17 protein-coding genes and 2 pseudogenes are annotated in these 24,361 nt (G+C 71.8%); 12 read left to right on the plus strand and 7 right to left on the minus strand.

Translation table 11 applies throughout. The features are described 5' to 3' along the window. Positions 1-99: 99 nt before the first annotated feature. Together U5640_RS28885 and U5640_RS28890 are read right to left on the minus strand one after the other, a co-directional pair. Complete coding sequence (locus tag U5640_RS28885) at positions 100-906, minus strand: endonuclease (protein ID WP_340378898.1); 807 nt, start codon at positions 904-906, stop codon at positions 100-102. 378 nt (positions 907-1,284) lie between these two features. Next, positions 1,285-1,533: pseudogene (locus tag U5640_RS28890) on the minus strand (hypothetical protein); the annotation flags it as partial. A 192-nt stretch (positions 1,534-1,725) separates the two neighbouring features. On the opposite strand from U5640_RS28890, the gene U5640_RS28895 reads away from it, so the two are divergent. From U5640_RS28895 to U5640_RS28910, 4 genes are all read left to right on the plus strand, one after another. Beyond that, positions 1,726-2,580, plus strand: coding sequence for a serine hydrolase (locus U5640_RS28895; RefSeq protein WP_340378900.1), 855 nt, complete (start codon positions 1,726-1,728; stop codon positions 2,578-2,580). Positions 2,581-2,649: 69 nt separating this feature from the next. After that, on the plus strand, positions 2,650-3,678 hold the full coding sequence (locus U5640_RS28900) for an esterase-like activity of phytase family protein (protein ID WP_340378902.1): 1,029 nt from the start codon (positions 2,650-2,652) through the stop codon (positions 3,676-3,678). Between the two features lie 92 nt (positions 3,679-3,770). Continuing rightward, a complete protein-coding gene (locus U5640_RS28905) occupies positions 3,771-7,490 on the plus strand; it encodes an ABC transporter ATP-binding protein (protein ID WP_340378904.1) in 3,720 nt (1,239 codons plus the stop codon). Between the two features lie 160 nt (positions 7,491-7,650). Continuing rightward, a complete protein-coding gene (locus U5640_RS28910) occupies positions 7,651-8,001 on the plus strand; it encodes a hypothetical protein (RefSeq protein WP_340385396.1) in 351 nt (116 codons plus the stop codon). Positions 8,002-8,577: 576 nt separating this feature from the next. Here U5640_RS28910 and U5640_RS28915 read toward each other — a convergent pair. From U5640_RS28915 to U5640_RS28925, 3 genes and pseudogenes are all read right to left on the minus strand, one after another. Beyond that, a complete protein-coding gene (locus U5640_RS28915) occupies positions 8,578-9,234 on the minus strand; it encodes a hypothetical protein (protein WP_340378906.1) in 657 nt (218 codons plus the stop codon). A gap of 218 nt (positions 9,235-9,452) precedes the next feature. Beyond that, positions 9,453-11,238: pseudogene (locus U5640_RS28920) on the minus strand (glycoside hydrolase family 3 N-terminal domain-containing protein). Positions 11,239-11,833: 595 nt separating this feature from the next. Beyond that, complete coding sequence (locus tag U5640_RS28925; protein WP_340378908.1) at positions 11,834-12,751, minus strand: LysR family transcriptional regulator; 918 nt, start codon at positions 12,749-12,751, stop codon at positions 11,834-11,836. A gap of 88 nt (positions 12,752-12,839) precedes the next feature. Between U5640_RS28925 and U5640_RS28930 the strand changes: the two genes are divergently transcribed. Next, positions 12,840-13,787 (plus strand): EamA family transporter, encoded by a 948-nt coding sequence (locus tag U5640_RS28930; protein ID WP_340378910.1) that lies wholly within the window; start codon positions 12,840-12,842, stop codon positions 13,785-13,787. A 4-nt stretch (positions 13,788-13,791) separates the two neighbouring features. Further along, on the plus strand, positions 13,792-15,027 hold the full coding sequence (gene aroA / locus U5640_RS28935) for a 3-phosphoshikimate 1-carboxyvinyltransferase (RefSeq protein ID WP_340378912.1): 1,236 nt from the start codon (positions 13,792-13,794) through the stop codon (positions 15,025-15,027). Positions 15,028-15,106: 79 nt separating this feature from the next. Here the strand turns inward: aroA and U5640_RS28940 are convergent, their stop codons facing one another. Continuing rightward, on the minus strand, positions 15,107-16,039 hold the full coding sequence (locus U5640_RS28940) for a LysR family transcriptional regulator (RefSeq protein WP_340378914.1): 933 nt from the start codon (positions 16,037-16,039) through the stop codon (positions 15,107-15,109). Between the two features lie 50 nt (positions 16,040-16,089). Here U5640_RS28940 and U5640_RS28945 point away from each other — a divergent pair, with 50 nt between their 5' ends. Beyond that, on the plus strand, positions 16,090-16,716 hold the full coding sequence (locus U5640_RS28945; RefSeq protein WP_340378916.1) for an alpha/beta hydrolase: 627 nt from the start codon (positions 16,090-16,092) through the stop codon (positions 16,714-16,716). A 296-nt stretch (positions 16,717-17,012) separates the two neighbouring features. Here U5640_RS28945 and U5640_RS28950 read toward each other — a convergent pair whose 3' ends face one another. Next, positions 17,013-18,059 (minus strand): LacI family DNA-binding transcriptional regulator, encoded by a 1,047-nt coding sequence (locus tag U5640_RS28950; protein ID WP_340378918.1) that lies wholly within the window; start codon positions 18,057-18,059, stop codon positions 17,013-17,015. 293 nt (positions 18,060-18,352) lie between these two features. On the opposite strand from U5640_RS28950, the gene U5640_RS28955 reads away from it, so the two are divergent. From U5640_RS28955 to U5640_RS28975, 5 genes are all read left to right on the plus strand, one after another. Continuing rightward, positions 18,353-19,504 carry a Gfo/Idh/MocA family oxidoreductase gene (locus U5640_RS28955; RefSeq protein ID WP_340378920.1) on the plus strand — a complete coding sequence of 384 codons (1,152 nt, stop codon included), beginning with the start codon at positions 18,353-18,355 and terminating at the stop codon, positions 19,502-19,504. Then, complete coding sequence (locus U5640_RS28960; RefSeq protein ID WP_340378922.1) at positions 19,501-20,655, plus strand: dihydrodipicolinate synthase family protein; 1,155 nt, start codon at positions 19,501-19,503, stop codon at positions 20,653-20,655. Before U5640_RS28955 ends, U5640_RS28960 begins: the two co-directional genes overlap by 4 nt. A 71-nt stretch (positions 20,656-20,726) precedes the next feature. Then, positions 20,727-21,524: a sugar phosphate isomerase/epimerase family protein gene (locus tag U5640_RS28965; protein ID WP_340385398.1), complete on the plus strand. Its 798-nt coding sequence runs from the start codon at positions 20,727-20,729 to the stop codon at positions 21,522-21,524. A 165-nt stretch (positions 21,525-21,689) separates the two neighbouring features. Next, the gene (locus U5640_RS28970; RefSeq protein ID WP_340378924.1) at positions 21,690-22,064 is read left to right on the plus strand and encodes a DUF6507 family protein; all 375 of its coding nucleotides are present in this window, start codon (positions 21,690-21,692) and stop codon (positions 22,062-22,064) included. Then, on the plus strand, positions 22,061-24,355 hold the full coding sequence (locus U5640_RS28975; protein ID WP_340378926.1) for a hypothetical protein: 2,295 nt from the start codon (positions 22,061-22,063) through the stop codon (positions 24,353-24,355). Before U5640_RS28970 ends, U5640_RS28975 begins: the two co-directional genes overlap by 4 nt. Positions 24,356-24,361 lie beyond the last annotated feature (6 nt).

Below are 24,361 nucleotides of genomic sequence, written 5' to 3' on the forward strand. Positions count from 1 at the left end.
CGATCATCATGACCATGATCCACCAAGACGCCCATGACACAGGGCCCTCCCGGCAACACTCCGGGAGGGCCCTGTGGCGGGGCTGTGCGGCGCGGTGTCCTACCAGATCGCCTCGACCCACTCGGGGTGGTCGACGAACGGGTTGCGGTTGTGCTGGTAGGTGTCGTAGATGACCTGGTTGCGCTTCTCCTCGAAGGCGCTCGGCGGGTCCGCCTCGTTCCACGCCTTGAGCACGGAGAGCTTGCCCATGTACGGGTTGCTGCCGTTGTTGACCTTCTCGTTGGGCTCCAGGTCGGCGAAGCCGTCGCCGCCGTCGTAGCGGACGGCCATGTAGAGGATCATGCGGGCCACGTCGCCCTTGTCGGCGTCGCGGGGCTCGAAGGAGTCGGAGTCGACCTTGCTGCCGCCGCCGCTCGCGACCGCGCTGCCGCCGTTGTCGAAGTCGAGGTTGCCGCGGGTGCTGTTGACCTGGACGTCGCAGGCGCGCAGGTGGTGCAGGTCGGTGCCGGGGCCGGTCACCTCGCCGAAGTCGCCGTGGGACTTGGCCCAGGTGTGCTCGCGGTTCCAGTCGCCGACGTCCCCGCCGTTGAGGGACTTGCTGCGCGAGACACCGCTGTACAGCAGGAGCACGTTGCTGCTGTTGTTCGGGTCCTGGTCGGTGACCTTCAGCGCGTCCCAGACCGCGGAGTACGAGATCTTCGAGACGCCGGTGCTGATGATCGTGTGGAGGGACGACTTCAGGCTCGTACCGGTCTTGCCCACCGCGTTCTTGTAGTACGTCGAGTCGTACGCGGTCGTCGTCGCCGCTGCGGGGGTCGCGGTGAGCGCGGGCACGGTGAGGCCGACCAGGACGGTGGCGGTGCCGAGCGCCACCGACTTCCATCGGCGGATGCGTGTCGCCAGCATGTGGGGTGTCCGATCTACGCGGGTTGACGGGGGCGGCAATCGGGAGCGTGACATGGACATGCGACCGTGTAAATGGACTGCGCGTGTCCATTCGGTGACCGGGAACGGCAAATCGCCCCTTGTCTACGCGAGTTGACAGTGTGCGAAACTACGAAAACGGCCCCTGACGGGACGTCAGGGGCCGTGGGGACCGTCGGGTCCGTACCGGTCAGCCGGGTGTCAGCTCACGTCGGACGGGTCCAGCCGGTAGACCGAGGAGCCGGACGAGCCGGAGGAACTCGAGGAGCCGGAAGCGCTGGACGTCGAGGAGCCGGAAGCGCTGGACGAGCCGGAGCCGTACTCGCTCTCCTCCACCGCCGTCCCGTGCTGCTGCACCCACTCCGGCGCCATCATCTGCCAGGTGCCGAACCCGAGGACCCGGCAGGACAGGCCCATGACCATGAGTGCGAACGGCGGTTTGTCGACGGTGATGAAGTTCCCGGCGTCGAGCGAGCCGAAGAACCACGCCTCCCAGCTCTTCGTCCCGCTGTGGACGGCGGCGCTGTAGAAGCTGTTGAGGCTGTCGCCCGACAGGTTCCAGCCGTAGAGCACCGCCGCCAGGACCAGGATCGCGAGCAGCGCGGGCAGCGACCGGCGCGGCGCCTTCTCCTGCGGGGGTGCCGCGGGGGCCGCCCCGGACGGCGGCGCCGGCGGCCGGTCGGGGGGCGGCGGCTGACGCCCCCCTGTGAAGACGCCAGGGGCCGGTAACGGATTGTCCACGCTTTGCCCAATCCCCACGGCTCGTACAACCATTCGCCCGAACTGATGCGTCAACAGGGCATGACTCACCGGACTCCCAGACGCAGCAGGGTGCTGGCCGCCACCGCCCTCGGCACCGGCGTCCTGCTCGCCGGCGTGGCCACCGCCGCGCCCGCCTCGGCCGTCACACCCACCGTCAGCTGTACGTCCAGCAAGGCGGCGCTGGCCACCAAGCTGAAGAGAGACATCACGGCGGCCCTCGCCAACCGCAGCGGCACCGTCGCGGTCGGGCTCTACGACCGCTCCACCAAGACGACCTGCAGCCTGCGGGCCTCCACCGCCTACGACTCCGCCAGCGTCGTCAAGGTGACCGTGCTCGCCACGCTGCTGTGGGACGCGCAGAAGACGAACCGGGCGCTCACCAGCACCGAGAAGTCGCTCGCCACCAAGATGATCACCCAGTCCGACAACACCTCCACCTCCACCCTGTGGCGGCAGCTCGGCATGACCAAGATCAAGGGTTTCCTGACCGCCGCCGGGATGACCCAGACCAAGCCGGGCGCGGATGGCTACTGGGGCCTGACCCAGATCACGGTCACCGACGAGCAGAAGCTGCTCAAGCTGATCACCGCCTCGAACTCGGTCCTCACCACCGCCTCGCGCACCTACATCAGCACGCTCATGGGCCAGGTCATCTCCTCGCAGCGCTGGGGCACCCCCTACGGCCGGCCCTCGAACGTCACCTGGCACGTCAAGAACGGCTGGCTCTCCCGGGCCACGCACGGCTGGCGCGTCCACAGCGTCGGCACCTTCAAGGGCGGCGGCCACGACTACATGATCACCGTCCTCACCCAGGACAACAGCACGATGAACTACGGCATCACGACCATCCAGGGCGTGGCCAAGGTCATCCACAAGGACCTCGCGGCGTCCTAGGGGCGACCGGGGCCGGCTCTTCAACGGCTCGCCCCCCGCACGTCACCGGTCCGTCCTACGGTGACGCCCATGCGCCTGCGAACCGTACTCGCCCCCCTCGTCGCCGGCCTGGCGGCGGCCGCCACCCTCACCGCCGCCGGGCCCGCGCACGCCGACGCCCCGGCCGGCCACGCCTGTTCGCCCACGGTCTTCCTGGACCGCTTCTCCGACGCCCTCGACAAGACGACGTACCAGGGCACCTTCGTCGGCAACTTCTCCGCCCTCGCCCTGGACCGGGACGGCTCCCTCGCCGCCCTCTCCGACCGCTCCTCCCTCTTCGACCTGGACGCCCGCACCCTCGCCCCGAGGAAGGCCGTGCCGCTCGCCGACGAGAACGGCGCCGCGCTCGACAGCGAAGGGCTCGTCGTCGACCGGGACGGCACCCGGCTCATCACCTCCGAGACCGAGCCGTCCGTCCGCCGCTACGGCACCGACGGCACGATCCTCGACCGTCTCCCGGTCCCGGCCGCCCTCCTCGTCGCCCCGGCCGGCCGCGCCACCACCAACCAGACCTTCGAGGGCCTGACCCTCCTCAACGGCGGCCGCACCCTCCTCGCCTCGATGGAGTACGCCATCGCCGGCGACACCGCGGGCATCGTCCGCTTCCAGACCTGGCGCCGCACGAAGGGCGACCGCTTCACCCCGTCGGCCCAGTACGCCTACCGCACCGACGCCCCCTTCCTCGGGGTCCCCGAGGTCCAGGCCCTCCCCGACGGCCGCCTCCTCGTCCTGGAGCGCGGCTTCACCCCCGGCGTCGGCAACACGGTCCGCCTCTACCTCGCCGACCCCCGCCACGCCACGGACACGAGCGGTGTCGCCGCGCTCACCGGTCAGGACGACGTCCACCTGATCAGGAAGACCCTCCTCGCCGACCTCGTGACCTGCCCGTCCCTCGGCGCGACCGCCAGGCAGCCCCAGCCGAACCCCCTCCTCGACAACATCGAGGGCATGGTCGTCACCGCCCGCACGAAGGGCACGTACAAGGTCCTCCTGGTGAGCGACGACAACCAGAACGCGACCCAGACGACCCGCTTCCTTTACCTCCGGGTACGGGTCTGACCACTCGCTCGGTTTGTTGCGGTGGGATGAAATCCCCCGCCGTCGACGTTGGTGCTTCCGGTAGAGCAGGTCTGTGATCGGAGGGCTCCGGCGTGAGCGGGAAACAGGGTTGGGCACGGCGGCTGGCCGGATACGCCTGGCGGTATCCGAAGGACGTCGTGCTGGCCCTCGGCTCCTCCCTCGCCGGCATGGCCGTGATGGCCCTCGTCCCCCTGGTCACCAAGGTGATCATCGACGACGTCATCGGCGCCCACACCCGCGACATGGCCCCCTGGGCGGGCCTGCTGATCGTCGCCGCGCTGCTCGTCTACGTCTCCACCTACGTCCGCCGCTACTACGGCGGACGCCTCGCCCTCGACGTCCAGCACGACCTCCGCACGGAGATGTTCGCGACGATCACCCGCCTCGACGGCCGCCGCCAGGACGAGCTGTCCACGGGCCAGGTCGTCGGCCGGGCCACCAGCGACCTCCAGCTGATCCAGGGCCTGCTCTTCATGCTCCCGATGACCGTCGGGAACCTCGCCCTCTTCGTGATCTCCCTCGTGGTGATGGCCTGGCTGTCCCTGCCCCTGACCCTGGTCGCCCTCGCGGTCGCCCCGGCCCTGTGGTGGATCGCCAAGCGCAGCCGCAGCCGTCTGCACCCCGCCACCTGGTACGCCCAGGCCCAGGCCGCGGCGGTCGCGGGCGTGGTCGACGGGGCCGTCAGCGGCGTACGCGTGGTGAAGGGCTTCGGGCAGGAGGAGCAGGAGACCGGCAAGCTGCGCGAGGTCGGCCGCCGGCTGTTCGCGGGCCGCCTGCGCACCATCCGGCTGAACTCGCGCTACACCCCCGCCCTCCAGGCCGTCCCCGCCCTCGGCCAGGTCGCGATGCTGGCGCTCGGCGGCTGGCTCGCCGTACGCGGACACATCACGCTCGGCACGTTCGTCGCCTTCTCCACCTACCTCGCCCAGCTCGTCGGCCCGGTCCGCATGCTGGCGATGGTCCTCACCGTGGGCCAGCAGGCCCGCGCCGGCACCGAGCGCGTCCTGGAGCTGATCGACACCGAGCCGTCGATGACGGACGGCACCAGGGAACTGCCCGCCGACGCGCCCGCCACCGTCGAGTTCGACGACGTCTCCTTCGGCTACGACGCCGCCCGCCCCGTCCTCGACGGCCTCAGCTTCGAGATCCGCCCCGGGGAGACCCTCGCGGTCGTCGGCTCCTCCGGCTCCGGCAAGTCCACGGTCTCCCTGCTCCTGCCGCGCTTCTACGACGTGACGCGCGGCGCCGTCCTGATCGGCGGCCACGACGTCCGCGAGCTGACCCAGGACTCGCTGCGGGCCGCGATCGGCCTGGTCCCGGAGGACTCCTTCCTCTTCTCCGACACGGTCCGCGCCAACATCGCCTACGGCCGCCCCGACGCGACCGACGAGCAGATCGAGGCCGCCGCCCGCGCCGCCCAGGCCGACCGTTTCATCGCCGAGCTGCCCGACGGCTACGCCACCAAGGTCGGCGAGCACGGACTGACCCTCTCCGGCGGCCAGCGCCAGCGTGTCGCCCTCGCCCGCGCGATCCTCACCGACCCCCGGCTGCTCGTCCTCGACGACGCGACCTCGGCGGTGGACGCGGCCGTCGAGCACGAGATCCACGAGGCGCTCAAGCAGGTCATGCAGGGCCGCACGACCCTCCTCATAGCCCACCGCCGCTCCACCCTCAACCTCGCCGACCGCATCGCCGTCCTCGACGCCGGCCGGCTCGCCGACCTCGGCACCCACGAGGAGCTCCAGGAGCGCTCGGCGCTGTACCGGCGCCTGCTGACCGACCCCGACGAACTGGGCGGCGTCTCACCCGGCCACGCCCAGCAGGTCGAGAGCGCCGAGGACACCTCCGTACGGGAGGAGCTGGACGCCGAGTTCGACGCCGAGCGCGGGGTGACGCCCCGGCTGTGGACCGGTGACCGCGAGCCGAAGGACACCGCGCTGGCGGGCATGCCGGCCACGCCCGAGCTGCTCGCCCAGGTGGAGGCGCTGCCGCCCGCCACCGACACCCCGGACATCGACGAGTCCCGTGCGGTCACCCCCGAGGAGTCCTACGGCCTGCGCCGACTGCTCCGCGGCTTCGGCGCCCCCCTGCTGATCAGCCTCGGTCTGGTCGCCGTCGACGCCGGGATGAGCCTGCTGCTGCCGATCATGATCCGGCACGGCATCGACGACGGCGTGACACGGCTCGCGCTCGGCGCGGTCTGGACGGCGTCGCTGCTCGCCCTGCTCGCGGTGGCCGTGCAGTGGGCGGCCCAGACCGGGGAGACCCGGATGACCGGCCGCACCGGCGAACGCGTCCTCTACAGCCTCCGGCTGAAGATCTTCGCCCAGCTCCAGCGCCTCGGGCTCGACTACTACGAGCGCGAGCTGACCGGCCGGATCATGACGAGGATGACGACGGACGTCGACGCCCTCTCCACCTTCCTCCAGACGGGCCTGGTCACGGCCTTCGTCTCGGTGGTCACCTTCTTCGGGATCATGGTCGCCCTGCTGGTGATCGACATCCAGCTGGCCCTGGTCGTCTTCGCGACGCTGCCGCCGCTGATCGTCGCCACGTACTTCTTCCGCAAGGCGAGCGTGAAGGCGTACGAGCTGGCCCGGGAACGCGTGTCGGTGGTCAACGCCGACCTCCAGGAGTCGGTGTCCGGGCTGCGGATCGTGCAGGCCTTCCGGCGCGAGCGGGACGGCGGGGCGCGGTTCGCCGAGCGCAGTGACAGCTACCGCCGAGCCCGGATCCGGGGGCAGTGGCTGATCTCGATCTACTTCCCGTTCGTCCAGCTGCTGTCCTCCGTGGCCGCCGCGGCCGTGCTGATCGCGGGCGCGGGCCGGGTGGACGCGGCGACGCTGACGACCGGCGCGCTGGTCGCGTACCTGCTCTACATCGACCTGTTCTTCGCCCCCGTGCAGCAGCTCTCCCAGGTCTTCGACGGCTACCAGCAGGCGACCGTCTCCCTGGGCCGCATCCAGGAGCTGCTGCGCGAGCCGACCTCCACCCGGTCGGCCGACGCGCCGCTGGAGGTCCCCGCCCTGCGCGGCGAGATCGCCTTCGAGGACGTGCGCTTCGCCTACGGCACCGAGGAGGAGGCGCTCGCCGGCATCGACCTGCGCGTCCCCGCCGGGCAGACGGTCGCCTTCGTCGGCGAGACGGGCGCCGGGAAGTCGACCCTGGTCAAACTGGTGGCCCGGTTCTACGACCCGACATCGGGCCGGGTGACGGTCGACGGCACGGATCTGCGCACCCTCGACATCACGGCGTACCGCCACCGTCTGGGGGTCGTCCCGCAGGAGGCGTACCTCTTCCCCGGCACCGTCCGCGACGCGATCGCCTACGGCCGCCCGGACGCCACGGACGCCGAGGTTGAGGCGGCCGCGCGGGCGGTCGGCGCCCACGAGATGATCGCCACCCTCGACGGCGGCTACCTCCACGAGGTCGCCGAACGCGGCCGCAACCTCTCCGCCGGCCAGCGCCAGCTCATCGCCCTGGCCCGCGCGGAGCTGGTCGACCCGGACATCCTGCTCCTCGACGAGGCCACCGCCGCCCTGGACCTGGCGACCGAGGCCCAGGTCAACCAGGCCACCGACCGTCTGGCCGGCCGCCGTACCACGCTGGTCGTCGCCCACCGGCTGACCACCGCCGCCCGCGCGGACCGGGTGGTCGTCATGGACCACGGCCGGGTCGTGGAGGACGGCACCCACGACGAGCTGCTCGCCCTCGACGGACGCTACGCCCACCTGTGGCGGACCTTCGTCGGCGCCGCCGAACCGGAGGAGCCCGTCGGCGCGGTCCGGTGACGGCCGTGCAACCCTCGACGCGTCTCGGGCGTCCGTACATCAGTACGGCAAGCGCGTGTGCGGCATGTGTGTGCGGCATCGCGCACGGCGAACGTGGGAGGGGTCGGGGACCGTGGGCAAAGACGCGCGGGGTGGGCTGAGGCGACGCCTGGCGGTCGGCATGGCGCTGCTGACCGCCTCCGGGCTGCTCGCGCTCGCGGCGCCGGCCGAGGCCGGGGCCGCGTCCGCGCACTGCGGGGGGCGCAAGGTGCGGACCCTGACCTTCACCACCGGCTATGTGAACGTCTACAAGCGCAACGGCACCGTCTGCGCCATGACCTTCCAGAAGAACCCCGGCAGGGACCGCAGCATGACGGTCAGCGTGCAGGCCCGCGGCCTCTTCCCGGTGCCCGCCGCGGGAGTGGCCCCCCGCAGCATCGGCCCGGTACAGACCCACGCGGGACACCGCTGCGTACGGGTGAAGGGCTCGGTCGGCACGGGCTCGATCAGCACCGGCTGGATCCTCTGCTGACCCCGTGCAACGGGCAACAGGGGCGCCGCGCTGCCTGCTGCCCGGGAGGCAGGCAGGCAGCGCGGCGCCCCTGTGTTGCTTACTGTTCGACCGTCAGGGCCCAACGAACCGTGGAAGAGGCCGTGATGCGAACGGACGCCTCAGCCCGGGCGCGCTTGAGGTAGACCTCGTTGTAGGTACTGCTCACCTCGTCCTCTACGCAGGTCAGCGGAAAGCTGACGTTTGCGGGTTCGAGAGCGACTTGCAGAGTGCCCGGCCCCTGGCAATTGACCTGGATGCTGAGCGGTCCGGAATCCGTGCCTTGCCTCAGCGGAAATGTTGCGTTGCCCCGGCGCGAGGCGACGCTGACAAGCGCGGCGCCACCGTTGACCGGTTTCGGGGCAGTTGCGACGGACTCACCGTCGACGTGCTCAGCTCTGTCTGCTCCCGGACTCGTAGACCGGCTGGTCGAGGCGCTGGGGTGACGGGAGGCGGTGGTGGAAGCACCCTCGTCGCCGGTACAGCCGGTGACGGCTGCTGCCAAGAAAACGGTGCTGGCAACTGTTAGGAGACCCGGCCGCCATGGCGCGCTTTTGCTCACTCTTCCCACAGGTACCAGCCCACCCTCCAGGGTGTGTAGCTGGTGATGGTCTTCTTGGCGCTGGTTTGGCAGTTGCTGTAAATCACGTAGCTGGTGCCGGTGTTCTTCAGACGGAAAACGCCGTATTTTGCGTTGGTGGTCTTCTTGGCCGGTGTGTCGACCGAGATGGAGTTGCCCAGCTTTGCGGTCAGCTTCAGTGAAAGATTGACCTCATACTTGGACTCGATCTTGGCGACCATGACGTCAACACTCGTGGACAGGCCGGCGGTGAGGTTGACTCCGACTTCGCCTGTCACCTCCGAGGTGAACGTGGATCGTGCCACACGTGTACCGTTGTTGTAGTTCGACTGCGTCGCTCCCACCCCCTTGTGCTTCCTGCCGAGGTTTGCCGTGGGGATGTAGACGTGTGTTTTTTCGCAGTACTCGCTGGGGAGTTTTCCGGTGGGAGGGATGTCGGGAATGTTCGGTTCGCCTTGGATCGGATCTGTCAGGTCGGTCTCCTGGGGTGCCTCGGGCGGCGCCGTGCCCATCTCGACGATCGGGTCGGAGTCGTCGGCGTATGAAGGTAAGGACATGCTGGCGAGAGCGGCGAGCGCGACTGTGGATATCGCGAGACCTCGGGTCTTTCTCATGCCCATCGTGTGCCCTTTCATTCCATGCTCCCCTCGTGGGGAATCCGAAACACATAAGACCATAGGCATGTCACCTCGGTCAGGGGGGCGATCAACTTCTGAGCTGGAATTGAGGTGCGGTCGCGTGGGGTGGAGAAAAGTCGACGCGGCACATTCTCGCCAGTCGAGGTAATGGCTGGAATTAGACCCATTTGCATCATCCGTGCTCCTGAGCTGACTCACCGCCGAATACGCCCCACTCAGTACGTCAGCCCGTGGCCCAGGGGATACAGCACCCGTGTCGGATCGTCCGCCCGTGGCACCGGCACGGGGAGCCTCCCCTGCGGCCCGGCCGCCCCCGCGATCACCCGGGCGGCGGCGCGCAGTTCGACGTCGGTCCAGGAGTAGGTGGCCAGGAAGGCCGGGACGGACGGCAGTTGAGCGATGTCGTACGGGTTGCGCACGGCGACCGCCACCACCGGGCGGCCGGTCGCCGTGAGCCGTTCGACCAGGGTGCGCTGGGGGCTCGCGGCGGTGACGTCGTACGTCGCGACGACCACCGCGTCCGCCTCGCCCGCCGCCGCCACCGCCCGCTCGATCGTCCCCGCGGACGGGTCGGTCCCGGTGGACAGCGCCGTCGCCGTGAAACCGAGGGCGCCGAGGGCGTCGGCCAGCACCGTGGTGGGCGGGCCCGTGGTGCCGGAGGGGGAGGCCGGGTCGGCGCCCAGGACGAGGAGCCGGGGGTGCGCGCGGGGCGAGAGGGGCAGCAGCGGACCCTCGTTGACCAGCAGGGTCGTCGTCCGTACGGCGATCCGGTCGGCCTCGGCCGCATGACCGGGGCGGCCCACCACCCGGCCGACGGCGTCCGGATCGGTGTACGGCTCGGCCAGCAGCCCCAGCTTCTCCTTCAGCCGCAGGATGCGCAGCACCGACGCGTCGAGCCGCTCCTCGGTGAGTTCCCCGTCCTGTACGGCCTTCAGGACCGCGCCGTGCGCGAGCGCCAGGTCGGGCGGGTCGAGGAAGCTGGTCCACGCCGGCCTTGAGGGCGAGCACCGGCACCCGGTCGTCCCCGTACGTGGTGCGGACGCCCGCCATCCCGAGCGCGTCGGTGACCACCACCCCGTCGTAGCCGAGGCGTTCGCGCAGGATGCCGGTGATGACGGGGCGGGAGAGGGTGGCCGGGTCACCGGAGTCATCCAGGGCGGGGACCAGGAGATGGCCCGTCATGATCGCGTCGACGCCCGCCGCGATCGCCGCACGGAAGGGGGGCGCGTCCAGCCGCTCCCAGACCTCGCGGGTGTGCGTGATCACCGGGAAGCCGGTGTGGCTGTCCACGGCGGTGTCCCCGTGCCCCGGGAAGTGCTTGGCGGTGGCCGCGACCCCGGCCTCCTGATAGCCCCGCACCTCCTCGGCGACCAGCGCGGCCACCGCCTCCGGGTCCGCGCCGAACGAACGGACGCCGATCACCGGGTTCGCCGGGTTCACGTTCACGTCGGCCACGGGGGAGTAGTTCTGCCGGACGCCCATCGCCCGCAGTTCCAGCCCGGCGATCCGGCCGAGGGCGCGGGCGTCGGCCGGATCGCCGCCCGCCCCGAGGGCCATCGCGCCGGGGAACAGGGTGGCCGGTCCGCCGATCCGGCAGACGATGCCGTGCTCCTGGTCGGTCGCGATCAGCACGGGCACACCGCGCGGCTGCCCGAGCGCGGCGCGCTGGATGCCGTCGGACAGCTCGGCGATCTGGCGCGGGTCGCGGGTGTTGTGCGCCCAGCTGAAGTAGATGATCCCGCCCACCCGGTACTTCGCGACCAGCTCGGCCGCGGTGCGGACGCCGAGTTCCGCCTGGTTGGCGTCCGCGTCGGCCCGGTCGGGCTCGGTCGCCGAATGGCCGTACACCCGGGCCACGAAGAGCTGGCCGACCTTCTCCGCCGGCGTCATCCGGGACAGCAGGGCGGCCGGCCGGCCGTCGTCCGCCCGGGCGGTGCCGCCGACGGCGAGCGCGGCGGTGACGCCCGCGCCGGCGGCGAGTACGGAACGTCGGGAGGGCATGGGACGCGCTCCTTCACGGGGTGGGGGAGATGCGGGCGGGCGAGGCCGGCGAGAGGGAGGCCGGCGAGGGGGAGGACTGGGGCGCACGCTACCCGCGCCGACGCCGCCATCGGCGCATTGACGGGCCAGGGACGCCGCTCACGGCTGTTCGTGCGGGGGGTACCGGCGGCGGTTCTGCACGGGGGTACCGGCGGCGGTTCTGCGCGGGGAGCTGACGGCCGCTCATGCGGGTGGTGCTGACGGCCGCTCATGCGGAGGGTGTTGGGGAGCCGTTCAACCGGGTGGCGTGGCGCTCACGGCCGTGCACGCGGGTGCCGGTGGCGGCCGTCCATGCGGATGGTGAGGGACGGCTGTTCGCGCAGATGGGTGCTGACGGCCGTTCATGCGGCTGGTGCTGACGGCCGTGCACGCGGGTGCCGGTGACGGTGTTCATGCGGATGGTGATGGACGGCGGTTCATGCGGGTGGCGCTCACGGCCGTGCACGCGGGTGCCGGTGGCGGCCGTCCATGCGGCTGGTGCTGACGGCCGTACAAGCGGAGGCTGCTGACGGCCGCCCAAGCGAACGCCGCTCACGGCCGCCCAAGCGAACGCCGCTCACGGCCGCCCATGGGCCGACGCCCTCGGCCACCACTCCCGCAGGACGCGTACCGTCTCCGAGATCGCCGGCCGTCGGGCCGCCCCCGTGCGCCACACCGCGTACAGCCGGCGGACCGGCATCGGGTCGAGCGGGACCTCCACCACCCCCGCCGGCAGCGGCCCGCGCCCGAGCCGGGGGATCAGGGCGACCCCGAGGCCGGCCGCGACGAGCGCCACGAGGGTCGGGTTCTCCTCGGCGGTGTGCACCAGGTCCGGCTCGTGCCCCGCCGCGCGCATCGTGCGCACCAGCCAGTCGTGGCACACCCGGCCGGGCGGCTGGCCGACCCACCGCTCGCCGCCCAGCTCCTCGCGCCGCACGGCCGTACGTCCCGCGAAGGGATGACCCTCGGGGACCAGCAGATCGCACAGGTCGTCCCCGATCACCGCGTGCTCCACACCGGCCGGCGCGGGCAGCGGGGCGATGTCCCAGTCATGGGTGACGGCGAGGTCCACCACGCCCTTGGCGACCAGGTCCACCGACAGATGCGGATCGATCTCGGCGAGCCGGGCGTCCAGGGCCGGGTGGCCGCGGGCGAGGTCCGCGAGGACCGACGGCATCAGCCCGCGCGCCGCCGAGGCGAACGCCGCGACGGCGAGCCGTCCGGCCGGCACCCCGCGCCGCTCCTCCAGCTCCGTCTCGGCCCGCTCGACGATCGCCATCAACTCCTTTGCGGTGGCGGCGAGTTGCAGCGCCTCGTCGGTGAGGCGAACACCCCGGCCCTCCCGCTCCAGCAGCACCGTCCGGGTCTCCCGCTCCAGCTTGGCGATCTGCTGGGAGACGGCGGACGGGGTGTAGCCGAGCGCGGCGGCCGCGGCGCCCACGGTGCCGTGGACCGAGACGGCGTGCAGGGCGCGCAGTCGCTGGAGATCGAGCACCAGATCCTCCAATGGTGAGCGTTGCTTCATCCGATCGTGCAGCAATCGTCGCTGGTGCTTAACGATCCCGGCGAGTGATCCTCGACGCATGCGACCCGCCCACTTCGCCCTCGCCGTGCTCGTCGCCGCCGTCTGGGGCGCGAACTTCACCGTCGTCGAGATCGGCCTCGGACACTTCCCGCCGCTGCTCTTCTCGGCACTGCGCTTCCTGACGGCCGCCCTGCCCGCCGTGTTCCTCGTGGGCCGCCCCAAGGTGGCCTGGAAGTGGATCGTGGCGGTCGGCCTGGTCCTCGGCGTCGCCAAGTTCGGCCTGCTCTTCGTCGGTATGGACGCGGGCATGCCGGCCGGCCTGTCCTCCCTCGTCCTCCAGATACAGGCGGTGTTCACGGCGGCCATCGCCTTCGCCGTCCTCGGTGAACGCCCCGGCCGGCTGCGGCTGTTCGGCATGGCCGTGGCGCTCGCCGGCATCGGGGTGGCGGCGGTGGACGAGGGCACCTCCGGCCCGCTCGGCGCCTTCGCGCTGGTCGTCGCCGCGGCCGTCTGCTTCGGCGCCTCCAACGTCCTCACCCGCAAGGCCGCCCCGCCCGACTCCCTGAACTTCATGGTGTGGGTGAGCACGGTCCCGGTGCTGCCCCTGCTGGCCCTCTCCCTCCTCACGGAGGGCCCGAGCCGGGACTACGACGCCCTGCGCGCCCTCGACTGGCAGGGCGCCGGCACCGTCGTCTACGTCGCCTGGGTCACCACCGTCCTCGGCTTCGGCGCCTGGGGCCGGCTGCTGCACCGCTATCCCGCCTCCACCGTCGCCCCCTTCGCGCTGCTGGTCCCCGTCTTCGGCATGTCGTCGGCGGCCCTGTTCCTCGGCGAGCCGATCAGCGGCCTGCGCTGGTGCGCGGCGGCCCTCCTGGTGGGCGGGGTGGCCCTGACCTCACTGGCACCGGCCCGGGCGGCGGCCGGGCCCCCGCCGCCGGTGCCCGCCCCGGCCCCGGTCCATCCCCTGGACTCGCCCCCGTCGCAGCCGGTACGCACGGGATCATGAGGGCATGGCCCTCGTCGACATCCCCGGTTCCAAGTCCATCACCGCCCGTGCCCTGTTCCTCGCGGCCGCCGCCGACGGTGTCACCACCCTTCAGCGGCCCCTGCGCTCGGACGACACGGAGGGCTTCGCCGAAGGGCTGGCCCGGCTCGGCTACCGCGTCGGCCGCACCCCGGACAGCTGGCAGGTCGACGGCCGCCCCCAGGGCCCCGCCGTCACCGAGGCCGACGTCTACTGCCGCGACGGCGCGACGACCGCCCGCTTCCTGCCCACCCTCGCCGCCGCCGGCCACGGCACCTTCCGCTTCGACGCCTCGCCCCAGATGCGCCGCCGCCCCCTCCTGCCGCTCACCCGCGCCCTGCGCGACCTCGGCGTGGACCTGCGGCACGAGGAGGCCGAGGGCCACCACCCGCTCACCGTCGCCGCGCACGGCGTCGAGGGCGGCGAGGTGGTGCTGGACGCCGGCCAGTCCTCCCAGTACCTGACCGCCCTCCTCCTGCTCGGCCCGCTCACCCGCACCGGGCTGCGCATCACCGTCACCGACCTGGTCTCCGTGCCGTACGTGGAGATCACGATCGCGATGATGCGGTCCTTCGGCGTGGAGGTCGGCCGCGAGGGCAGCACGTACGTCGTCCCGCCGGGCGGCTACCGCGCGACCACCTACCCGATCGAACCCGACGCCTCCACCTCCAGCTACTTCTTCGCGGCGGCCGCGCTCACCGGCGGCGAGGTCACCGTGGCCGGCCTCGGCGAGGGCGCGCTCCAGGGCGACCTGGGCTTCGTGGAGGTGCTGCGCCGGATGGGCGCGCGGGTGGAGATCGGCGCGGACCGCACCACGGTGCGGGGCACCGGCGAACTCCACGGCGCCACCGTGAACATGCGGGACATCTCCGACACCATGCCGACCCTCGCCGCGATCGCCCCGTTCGCCTCGGGCCCGGTGCGCATCGAGGACGTCGCCAACACCCGCGTGAAGGAGTGCGACCGGCTCGACGCCTGCGCGGAGAACCTGCGCCGGCTCGGCGTGGACGTGGCGACCGGCGAGGACTGGATCGAGATCCGGCCGGGCGTGCCGAGCGGCGCGGAGATCAAGACGTACGGCGACCACCGCATCGTCATGTCCTTCGCGGTGACCGGCCTGCGCACCCCCGGGATCTCGTTCGACGACCCGGGCTGCGTCCGCAAGACCTTCCCGGGTTTCCACGAGGCGTTCGCGCGGCTGAAGGAGGAGATCGTCGGGTGACTTCCGTACGGCGGGGGCGGTCCGCTCCCGGGCGGCCGCCGCGCGCCGACCGTGCCCGGATCGGCTGACCGCGCCCGGATCAGCCGAGGGCGGCCGCCGCCGCCCGCAGCTCCTCCCGTACGGCACCCAGTACGGGATCCCCCTCCGCCCCCGCCCGTACGGCGACGAAGACGTTCCGCGACGGGGGCTCGCCCTCGGCGGGGCGCAGGACCGGCGCGCGCCGGACGGGGACGGAACGCACCAGCCGGGGCACCAGCGCGACCCCCGCACCCGCCTCCACCAGGGCGGCCACGGCGGCCCAGTCGTCGACGGCGTGCCGGACGTCGGGGGTGAAACCGGCCGCCGCGCAGACCGAACGGGTCACCGCACCGCAGCAGCTCGCCGCGTCGCCGACGATCCACACCTCCCGGGCCAGCTCCCGCAGGGGCACCTCGGCGCGGTCCGCGAGCCGATGGCCGGGCGGGAGGGCGACGTCGAGGACGTCGGTGAGGAGGTCCTCGCGGCTGTAGCGGGGGTCGGTGTGCGGGGGCGCGGCGGCGAAGTCGACCGCCACGGCGACATCGAGCTGCCCGGCGTCGAGCGCGGTGAACAGATCAGGGGGCTGGGCCTCGACGACGTCGACCCGCAGCCGCGGCAGCCGCTCGCGCAGGCCGCGCAGCGCGGTGGGCAGCAGCCCCAGGATGGCGCTGGAGAAACAGCCGACGGTCACGGTGCCCCGGCCGCCGTCGGAGTACGCCGCGAGGTCGGCGCGGGCCCGCTCCAGCTGGGCGGCGATGACGTCGGCGTGGGCGAGGAGGACCCGGGCCTGTCCGGTGAGCCGTACTCCTCTGCCGTCGCGTTCGGTGAGGGGGACACCCAGGTCCCGGGCGAGGGCGGCGAGCTGCTGGGAGACCGCCGAAGGGGTCAGATGCAGGGCTCGGGCGGTCCGCGCGAGGCTGCCGCGGCGCTGGAGCTCGCGCAGGACGGTCAGACGACGCAGATCAAAAGTGAAGGCGTTGCTAAACGGTTCCACCGCGAAAGATTAACTGGACCTGGCTGATGGAGGCAGGAAATGATCCCAACATGCCCACCACACCTTCCTCCACTTCCTCCACTTCCTCCGCTTCCCCCGCCTTCCTCGTCCTCCACGGCTGGCAGAACCACCGCCCGGAAGCCCACTGGCAGCACTGGCTGGCGGACCGTCTCACCGCCCTCGGCCACTCCGTCACGTACCCCCAGCTCCCCGACCCGGACACCCCGTCCCTGGATGCCTGGCTGTCCGAACTGGAGGGCCTCCTGGCCGACTTCGGCCCCGCCGCTTCCGAACGGGTCGTGATCGCCCACAGCCTCTCCGCGGTCCTCTGGCTGCACGCCGCCGCCCGCGACCTGCCCGGTGTCACCGGCCCCGACCGCGTCCTCCTGGTGGCCCCGCCCTCCGCCTCCGTGGTCCGAAGCCACCCGGAGATCGCGGGATTCGCACCCCCGCCCCTGTCAGGCCTCCGTCTCCCCACCCCCACCCACCTGGTGGCGGGCGACGACGACCCCTACCTCCCCGAGGGCGCCCAGGCCGCCTACGGCACCCCGCTGGGCCTCACCGCCGACCTGCTCCCCGGAGCGGCCCACCTCGACCTGGACGCGGGCTACGGCCCCTGGCCGTCCGTACTGGAGTGGTGCCTGAACCCGACGACCCGACTCCGGGTGCGCCCCTAGCCGGTCACGGCACCAGGGCGCTGGGGCTTGGCGCCGAGGGCGGGGCGCGGGCGTGGCTGCGGGCGGGTTCGGCGGGCGTGGCTGCGGGTGTGCGTCCTGCGGGGCCCCGGGTGTGTGTCCGGCGGGGCCGCGGCTGCGGGTCCGGGCGGGGCCGGCACCTTGCAGCCCACGCCGGCTCGATCAGCCCGTCCGGCGTTTGAGGACGAGGCCCGTTCAGGGCGGAAGCAAGGGACCGGGGGCGGCAGCCCCCGGAGACGGCCAGTCCAACACCCGCCACTCGGGCAAGCGAACGGTGCCTAGACCCGCGGCCCCCCGGAGGACCCCCGCACCATCAGTTCCCCCCGCACCGTCGCGATCCCCCCGGGCGGCGGCTCCTCCCGCCCCATCGCGATCCGCCCCGCCCGCGCCCCCGCCTCCGCCAACGGCAACCGCACCGTCGTCAGGGCAGGCACCGCGTCGATGCTGAACGGCAGATCGTCGAACCCGGCCACCGACACGTCCTCGGGAATCCGCAGCCCCGAGTCCCGCAGCGCCGCACACGCCCCCAGCGCGACGGAGTCGTTCGCGGCGACCACCGCGGTCAGGCTCGGGTCCCGCCGCAGCAGCTCCAGCGTGGCCTCGTACCCCGCCCGCCGGTCGTACCGCCCGTGCACGGTCCACCGGGGGTCCTCCTCGATCCCCGCGGCCTCCAGCGCCGCCCGGTGCCCCTCCAGCCGGTGCCGGGTCGTCGTGCGCTCCTCGGGACCGGCGATGTACCCCAGCCGCCGGTGCCCGAGCCCGATCAGGTGCTCGGTCAGCTCCCGCCCGCCGCCCCGGTTGTCGAAGGTGAGCGCGATCGCCGAGGTGTCCGGCGCCGGCGGCCGCCCGCACAGCACGATCCGCGTCCCCGCCTCGCCCAGCTTGCGCAGCTTCGCCGCCATCGCCGCCGCGTGCGGCTCGTTCTCCATGGCCCCGCCGGTCAGCACCACGGCCGCGGCCCGCTGCCGCTGCAGCAGGGTCAGATAGGTCAGCTCGCGCTCCGGCGAGCCCCCGGTGTTGCAGACCACCGCCAGCCGCTCGCCCCCGGCGCGCCCGCCGGGTCCCCCGATCTCCCCCTGGATCGCACTGGCCATGATCCCGAAGAAGGGGTCGGCGATGTCGTTGACCAGGATTCCCACCAGGTCGGAGGTCGCCGCCGCGAGTGCGCTCGCGGGTCCGTTCAGTACATAGTCCAGCTCGTCCACAGCCCGCAGCACCCGCTCACGGGTGGATGCGGCGACGGGATAGTTCCCGTTCAGCACGCGCGACACCGTCGCGGGCGAGACCTGCGCGCGGGCCGCCACGTCCGCCAGGGTCACCGTCATCTCGTCGTCCTCCGGTCACGCATCTCGTCGTACGTCCCCATACGTCCACGTACTCATACGTCCACGTAAGACAGGCCGGCCGCGGTCGCGGTTCCGGGCGTGTCCGAGCAGACCCTACGGCCACAACCCCCTCTTGTTCGCCCCCTCGAACAACTCGGGATGGACACGGTCTTGTCCGGACCACGGGTCAGAGGCTAGCTTCTCCTTGGATAGAAAGCGCTTGCTGCAACGCCGATCAGGAAGAGGCGTACGCGGCGCACACCACCGCGTACTACGCCTACGAAGGGACCGACGTGACACGCAAGACGGTGCGTATCGCCATGAACGGCGTGACCGGACGCATGGGCTACCGACAGCACCTCGTCCGCTCCATCCTCGCCCTGCGCGACCAGGGAGGACTCGACCTCGGCGACGGCACCGTGCTGTGGCCGGAGCCGATCCTCGTCGGCCGCCGCGAGCACGCCCTGAAGGCGCTCGCCGAGCGGCACGGCCTGGAGCACTGGGCGACGGACGTCGACGAGGTCCTCGCCGACCCGACCGTGGACATCTACTTCGACGCCCAGGTCACCTCCGCCCGCGAGGAGGCGCTCAAGAAGGCGATCGCCGCGGGCAAGCACCTCTACACCGAGAAGCCCACGGCCACCGGTCTCGACGGCGCCCTGGAGCTGGCCCGCCTCGCGAACGCGGCCGGCATCAAGCACGGCGTCGTCCAGGACAAGCTGTTCCTGCCCGGTCTGCTCAAGCTGAAGCGACTGATCGACGGCGGCTTCTTCGGCCGCATCCTGTCCATCCGCGGCGAGTTCGGCTACTGGGTCTTCGAGGGCGACTGGCAGACCGCCCAGCGCCCCTCCTGGAACTACCGCGCCGAGGACGGCGGCGGCATCGTCGTCGACATGTTCCCGCACTGGGAGTACGTCCTGCACGAGCTGTTCGGCCGCGTGAAGTCCGTCCAGGCCCTCACCGCCACCCACATCCCGCAGCGCTGGGACGAGAGCGACAAGCCCTACGACGCCACGGCCGACGACGCCGCGTACGGCATCTTCGAGCTCGACGGCGGCGCCATCGCCCAGATCAACTCCTCCTGGGCGGTCCGCGTCAACCGTGACGAACTCGTCGAGTTCCAGGTCGACGGCACCGAGGGCTCCGCCGTCGCGGGCCTGCGCAACTGCCGCGTCCAGCACCGCTCGCTCACCCCCAAGCCGGTCTGGAACCCCGACATCCCGGCCACCTACTCCTTCCGCGACCAGTGGCAGGAGGTCCCGGACAACGGCGAGTTCGACAACGGCTTCAAGGCCCAGTGGGAGCTGTTCCTCAAGCACGTCTACGCCGACGCCCCCTACCACTGGGACCTGCTCGCCGGCGCCCGCGGCGTCCAGCTCGCCGAGCTGGGCCTGAAGTCCTCGGCCGAGGGCCGCCGCCTCGACGTCCCGGAGATCGCGCTGTGACCCTCCGGCTCCCCGCCCCCGACGGCACGCTGCGGACGTACGACCCCCGCACCGAGCCGCTGCTCCTCACCCCCGGCACCCCCTTCACCTCCCGTACGGTCTACTCGGCGGCGCACGTCGTCGCCGACCCCTTCGCGGACACCACCCCCGATTCCCCCGCCGCCGTCGACTGGGACGCCACCCTCGCCTTCCGCCGCCACCTGTGGTCGCACGGGCTCGGTGTCGCCGAGGCGATGGACACCGCCCAGCGCGGCATGGGCCTGGACTGGGCGGGCGCCGCCGAGCTGATCCGCCGCAGCGCCGCCGAGGCGAAGGCGGTCGGCGGCAGCATCGCCTGCGGCGTCGGCACCGACCAGCTCACCGGCCCGGCGTCCCTCGCGGAGGTCCGGACGGCGTACGAGGAGCAGCTCGCGCTCGTCGAGGCCGCCGGCGCCCGGACGATCCTGATGGCCTCCCGCGCCCTGGCCGCGGCGGCCTCCGGCCCCGAGGACTACCTCGAGGTCTACGGCCACCTCCTGCGCCAGGCCTCCGAGCCGGTGATCCTGCACTGGCTCGGCCCGATGTTCGACCCGGCGCTGGAGGGCTACTGGGGCTCGTCCGACCTGGACGCGGCGACCGACACCTTCCTGGAGGTCATCGCCGCGCACCCCGACAAGGTCGACGGCATCAAGGTCTCGCTCCTGGACGCCGCGCGCGAGATCGACATCCGCCGCCGCCTCCCGCAGGGCGTCCGCTGCTACACCGGTGACGACTTCAACTACCCCGAGCTGATCGCGGGCGACGAGCAGGGCTTCAGCCACGCGCTGCTCGGCATCTTCGACCCGCTGGGCCCGCTGGCGGCGGAGGCGGTACGGCTCCTGGACACGGGCGACAGGGCCGGCTTCCGGGGGTTGCTGGACCCCACGGTCGCCCTCTCCCGCCACCTCTTCCAGACCCCCACCCGCTTCTACAAGACGGGCGTCGTGTTCCTGGCCTGGCTGGCCGGCCACCAGTCGCACTTCACGATGGTCGGCGGCCTGCAGTCGGCGCGCAGCCTCCCGCACTTCGCGCGCGCCTACGAACTCGCCGACGGCCTGGGCCTGTTCCCCGACCCGAAGCTGGCCGAGGACCGTATGAAGACCCTCCTCGCCCTGTACGGAGTACCCCAGTGACCACCCCCCCTGCCCCCCCTTCCCCTTCTCCCTCCCCCTCTCCCTCCCTCTCCCGCTTCTCCATCAACCAGATGACGGTGAAGCAGCTGTCGATGCCCGAACTGGTGGACGCCTGCCTGGAGTTGGGTGTCCCCGGGGTGGGCCTGTGGCGCGAGCCGGTCCAGACGTACGGCCTGGAGGCGACGGCCAAACTGATCCGCGACGCGGGCCTGGCCGTCACCACCCTCTGCCGCGGCGGCTTCTTCACGGCGATCGACCCGGCCGAACGCACGAAGGCCCTGGACGACAACCGCCGGGCGGTCGAGGAGGCGGCCACCCTCGGCACCGAGGTCCTGGTCCTGGTATCCGGCGGCCTCCCGGCCGGCTCCAAGGACCTGTACGGGGCGCGGGAGCGGATCGCCGACGCCCTCGCCGAACTGGGCCCCTACGCCGAGCAGCACGGCGTGAAGCTGGCCATCGAACCCCTCCACCCCATGTACGCCGCCGACCGCTGCGTGGTCTCCACCCTCACTCAGGCTCTTGACCTCGCGGAGCGCTTCCCGGCCCACCAGGTCGGCGTGACGGTCGACACGTACCACATCTGGTGGGACGACCGGGCCCCCGCCGAGATCGCCCGCGCGGGCGCCTCGGGCCGTATCCACACCTTCCAGCTGGCCGACTGGACGACGCCCCTCCCCGAGGGCGTCCTCAACGGCCGCGGCCAGATCGGCGACGGCGCGATCGACATGCGCGAGTGGCTGGCGTACGTCGAACAGGCCGGCTACACGGGCCCCGTCGAGGTCGAACTCTTCAACGACGGCCTGTGGGCACGGGACGGCCGCGAGGTCCTGGCGGAGACGGCGGAAAGGTTCACCCGCCACGTCCTCTGACCACCTCCGACCGCCTCTGACCACCTCTGAACACCTCGGATCCACCGAGACCCGCGGACGGCCGCCGGATGTCGAAAAACATCCCGGCGGCCGTCTGACGTCACGTCGCTTTGCAACTGCTCATGCGATAATACGTTCGACGGATTGCCGGTTGGGGGGAGCGGTGTGACGGGCTGGGACATAGACGTCGCCGGAGTGCGCGGAGTTCTGCGGAACACCGGCACAGCGGCGAAGTCACTGTCGGACACGGGCCGGGCGATGCAGGGCAACCTGGAGGAGGCGGCCTCGGCGGCGGGGACGATCACCAGCCAGTACGGCCCGTACAGCAGCACGGCCGGGCTGGTGGGCGCGGCACTGGCGGAGTTCCTCGACCAGTGGGCGCGTGACCTGGTGTACATCGCCGAGCGCACGTCGAAGTCGCTGAACGGCGCGGCCGAGGCCACGGGCCACTACGCCGAGGGCGACCTGACGATGGCGGCCACGGCGCAACGGGAGGCGGCCAAGGAGCCGAAGGTCGATCTGCCGGGGGCGGCCAAGTGAGCGACGGGGCAACCCTGATCGACCCGTCCGGCATCCCGCACTTCATCGGCGACCTGTCCACCCTGGACACGGACGTGATGTTGCTGACCGCGAACGCGGCCCAGTTCCGGGCGTCCGGCGCGAACGTCCACACCACGTTCCAGAACCTCTCCGCCGTCTACCGCACACCGGACGCGGCCGAACTGCTCTCCTCCACCCTGCCGGTGAAGACGAAGGCGGACGGCTTCGCCGACGACCTGGAGAAGGTCGCGTCGGCGCTGTCGGACTACAGCGCCGAGGTGCAACCCCTGATCGAGAGGCTGGCGACGCTGAAGGCGGACGCCACCGCGTTCGTCGCGTCCCTCGCCGGGGACGACGACTGGCGCAAGGATCAGGACAAGGTCGACCGCAACAACCAGCTCTGGCGGGACGTCAACCACACGGTCGCGGCCTTCCAGGCGGCCGAGCGGACCTGCCACAACAAGATCACCGCACTGGTCGGCGGCTCGAGGACCACCGTCGACGACGGCTCGCACGGCGAGCACATGTACGGCTACCGCGCCGAGGACCTCGACCACGCGCCGGCCACCCCGTGGGGCGCCCCGGCCGAGCGGGAGTACGAGGGCTGGGACTGGCTGACCCACCAGGCGGGCCAGGTCTGGGACGGCATCTGGACCGACGGCGTGATGGCCACGATCCACGGCGTCGGCACCCTCTTCGGCGCCGACGGCGCGGACGCGGCGGGCCGGGCGTGGAAGGGCCTGGCCCAGCTCGCCACGGCCTCGGCCCTGACCAGCGCCACGCTGGGCACATGGTGGCTCCTGCCGGAGGACAAGCTGCCGACCTGGCTGCGCGAATCCCGCACGGCCTACAAGGAGACGGTCAAGGGCTTCGTCGCCTGGGACACCTGGAAGACCAACCCGTCCCGCGCGGCGGGGGCGGTGGGCTTCAACGTGCTCACCCTGCTGGGCACGGAGGGCACGGGCGCCGCGGCCTCCGGAGCCGCCAAGTCCTCCGCGGCGGCCCGCGCCCTGTCGACGGCCGGCAAGATCGGCCGCGCCATCGACCCGATGACGTACGCGGGCAAGGCGGGCGCCTACGCCTTCGGCAAGGTCGGCGACACCTTCCGCACCCTGAAGAACCTCCACTCGGGATCCACCCTGGACCTCCTGCAACGAGCGGACGCGCTCCGGTCCCCGAAGATCCCGGACAACGCGATCCCGTACGTCGACGACGCCACCGGCAACATCGTCTACCTCACCGACGAGGGCCACCTCCTCAACGCGGACGGCTCTGTGCACCAGCACGCCGACGCGGCCGCACACGAACTCTCGGCCAACGACCACTCCGCGCTCCACCCGCCCGTCCAGTCACATCAGCCGCGTGAACTGGTGGGGGCCCAGGCCTCACATGGTGCGGGCGGCGACGCGGCTCACAGCCCTGGTACCGGCCACGGCTCGGGAGGCCATGACGTCCCGAACGGGCACGAGGCACCCAGATCACATGTCGATCCGCCCTCGGGGACGTCACCGCACGGGCTTGCCGACGGACATCACACGGATACGCATGGCCATGGTCCGGATCACGCCGATGGGGTCCCTGCCGAGGCCGGAAGCCATGGCGGCGAGCAGAGCGGGCCTCCGGACATCGATCCGGCCGCGTACACGAGAAACGCCGACGACAGCGCGCATGCCCCCACCGGCCGAATGGAACCGGACCAGGAAGCCGGTGTCCTCCAGGAGTTGTCCCGCGCCAAAATGCCCGAACCGGACCAGCAGAAAGTGCTGCATGCCCTGCGCAAGGATCCGTACGGGGCGGGCGTGGCCGAGCTGCTCTCGCGCGGGCACCTAGGTGACATGGAGGGCTACCGGAAGCTGTTGGACATGTGCAAGCAGGGGCCTACCAAGACCGACAGGGGCATGGTTCCGGCCGCGCACATGGCCATGAGGCTCGCCACCGACCTCCAGGAAAGCGGCGTGGGCCGGGTCGGCGTGGAGCTGGACACGCAGACCTTCGATCTCGACGTCTACACGCGCCATGCCGACGGTTCTGTCGACTACGGCTACCAGCTCAAGGACGTCACGAACATCCAGGGCATCAAGAACGCCGTCGGGAAGGCGGCCAAACAACTGAACCACCCTGGGATCGGTCACCGGGTCGCACTCCTCGATGTTCATCAGCCCATGGGGGACCTGACACCCCGGATGTTCAATGAGGCAGAATTCCGGGCGAGGAATGCCGGGATGACAGTCCTCCTTCGTTTCACCGACGGTTCCCTCACCATCCCCGCGAACGGCCCGACGCTCCCATAAGGAAAC

Source organism: Streptomyces sp. SS7, assembly GCF_037993025.1.
Lineage (GTDB): Bacteria > Actinomycetota > Actinomycetes > Streptomycetales > Streptomycetaceae > Streptomyces.

What these genes read in the sequence shown, in the direction of transcription:
- U5640_RS28930 (WP_340378910.1), top strand. Translation starts at nt 12,840, where the DNA reads ATGCGACCCGCCCACTTCGCCCTCGCCGTGCTCGTCGCCGCCGTCTGG.
- aroA (WP_340378912.1), top strand. Translation starts at nt 13,792, where the DNA reads ATGGCCCTCGTCGACATCCCCGGTTCCAAGTCCATCACCGCCCGTGCC.
- U5640_RS28910 (WP_340385396.1), top strand. Translation starts at nt 7,651, where the DNA reads ATGGCGCTGCTGACCGCCTCCGGGCTGCTCGCGCTCGCGGCGCCGGCC.
- U5640_RS28965 (WP_340385398.1), top strand. Translation starts at nt 20,727, where the DNA reads ATGACGGTGAAGCAGCTGTCGATGCCCGAACTGGTGGACGCCTGCCTG.
- U5640_RS28885 (WP_340378898.1), bottom strand. Translation starts at nt 906, where the DNA reads ATGCTGGCGACACGCATCCGCCGATGGAAGTCGGTGGCGCTCGGCACC.
- U5640_RS28900 (WP_340378902.1), top strand. Translation starts at nt 2,650, where the DNA reads ATGCGCCTGCGAACCGTACTCGCCCCCCTCGTCGCCGGCCTGGCGGCG.
- U5640_RS28950 (WP_340378918.1), bottom strand. Translation starts at nt 18,059, where the DNA reads ATGACGGTGACCCTGGCGGACGTGGCGGCCCGCGCGCAGGTCTCGCCC.
- U5640_RS28895 (WP_340378900.1), top strand. Translation starts at nt 1,726, where the DNA reads ATGACTCACCGGACTCCCAGACGCAGCAGGGTGCTGGCCGCCACCGCC.
- U5640_RS28915 (WP_340378906.1), bottom strand. Translation starts at nt 9,234, where the DNA reads ATGAAAGGGCACACGATGGGCATGAGAAAGACCCGAGGTCTCGCGATA.
- U5640_RS28945 (WP_340378916.1), top strand. Translation starts at nt 16,090, where the DNA reads ATGCCCACCACACCTTCCTCCACTTCCTCCACTTCCTCCGCTTCCCCC.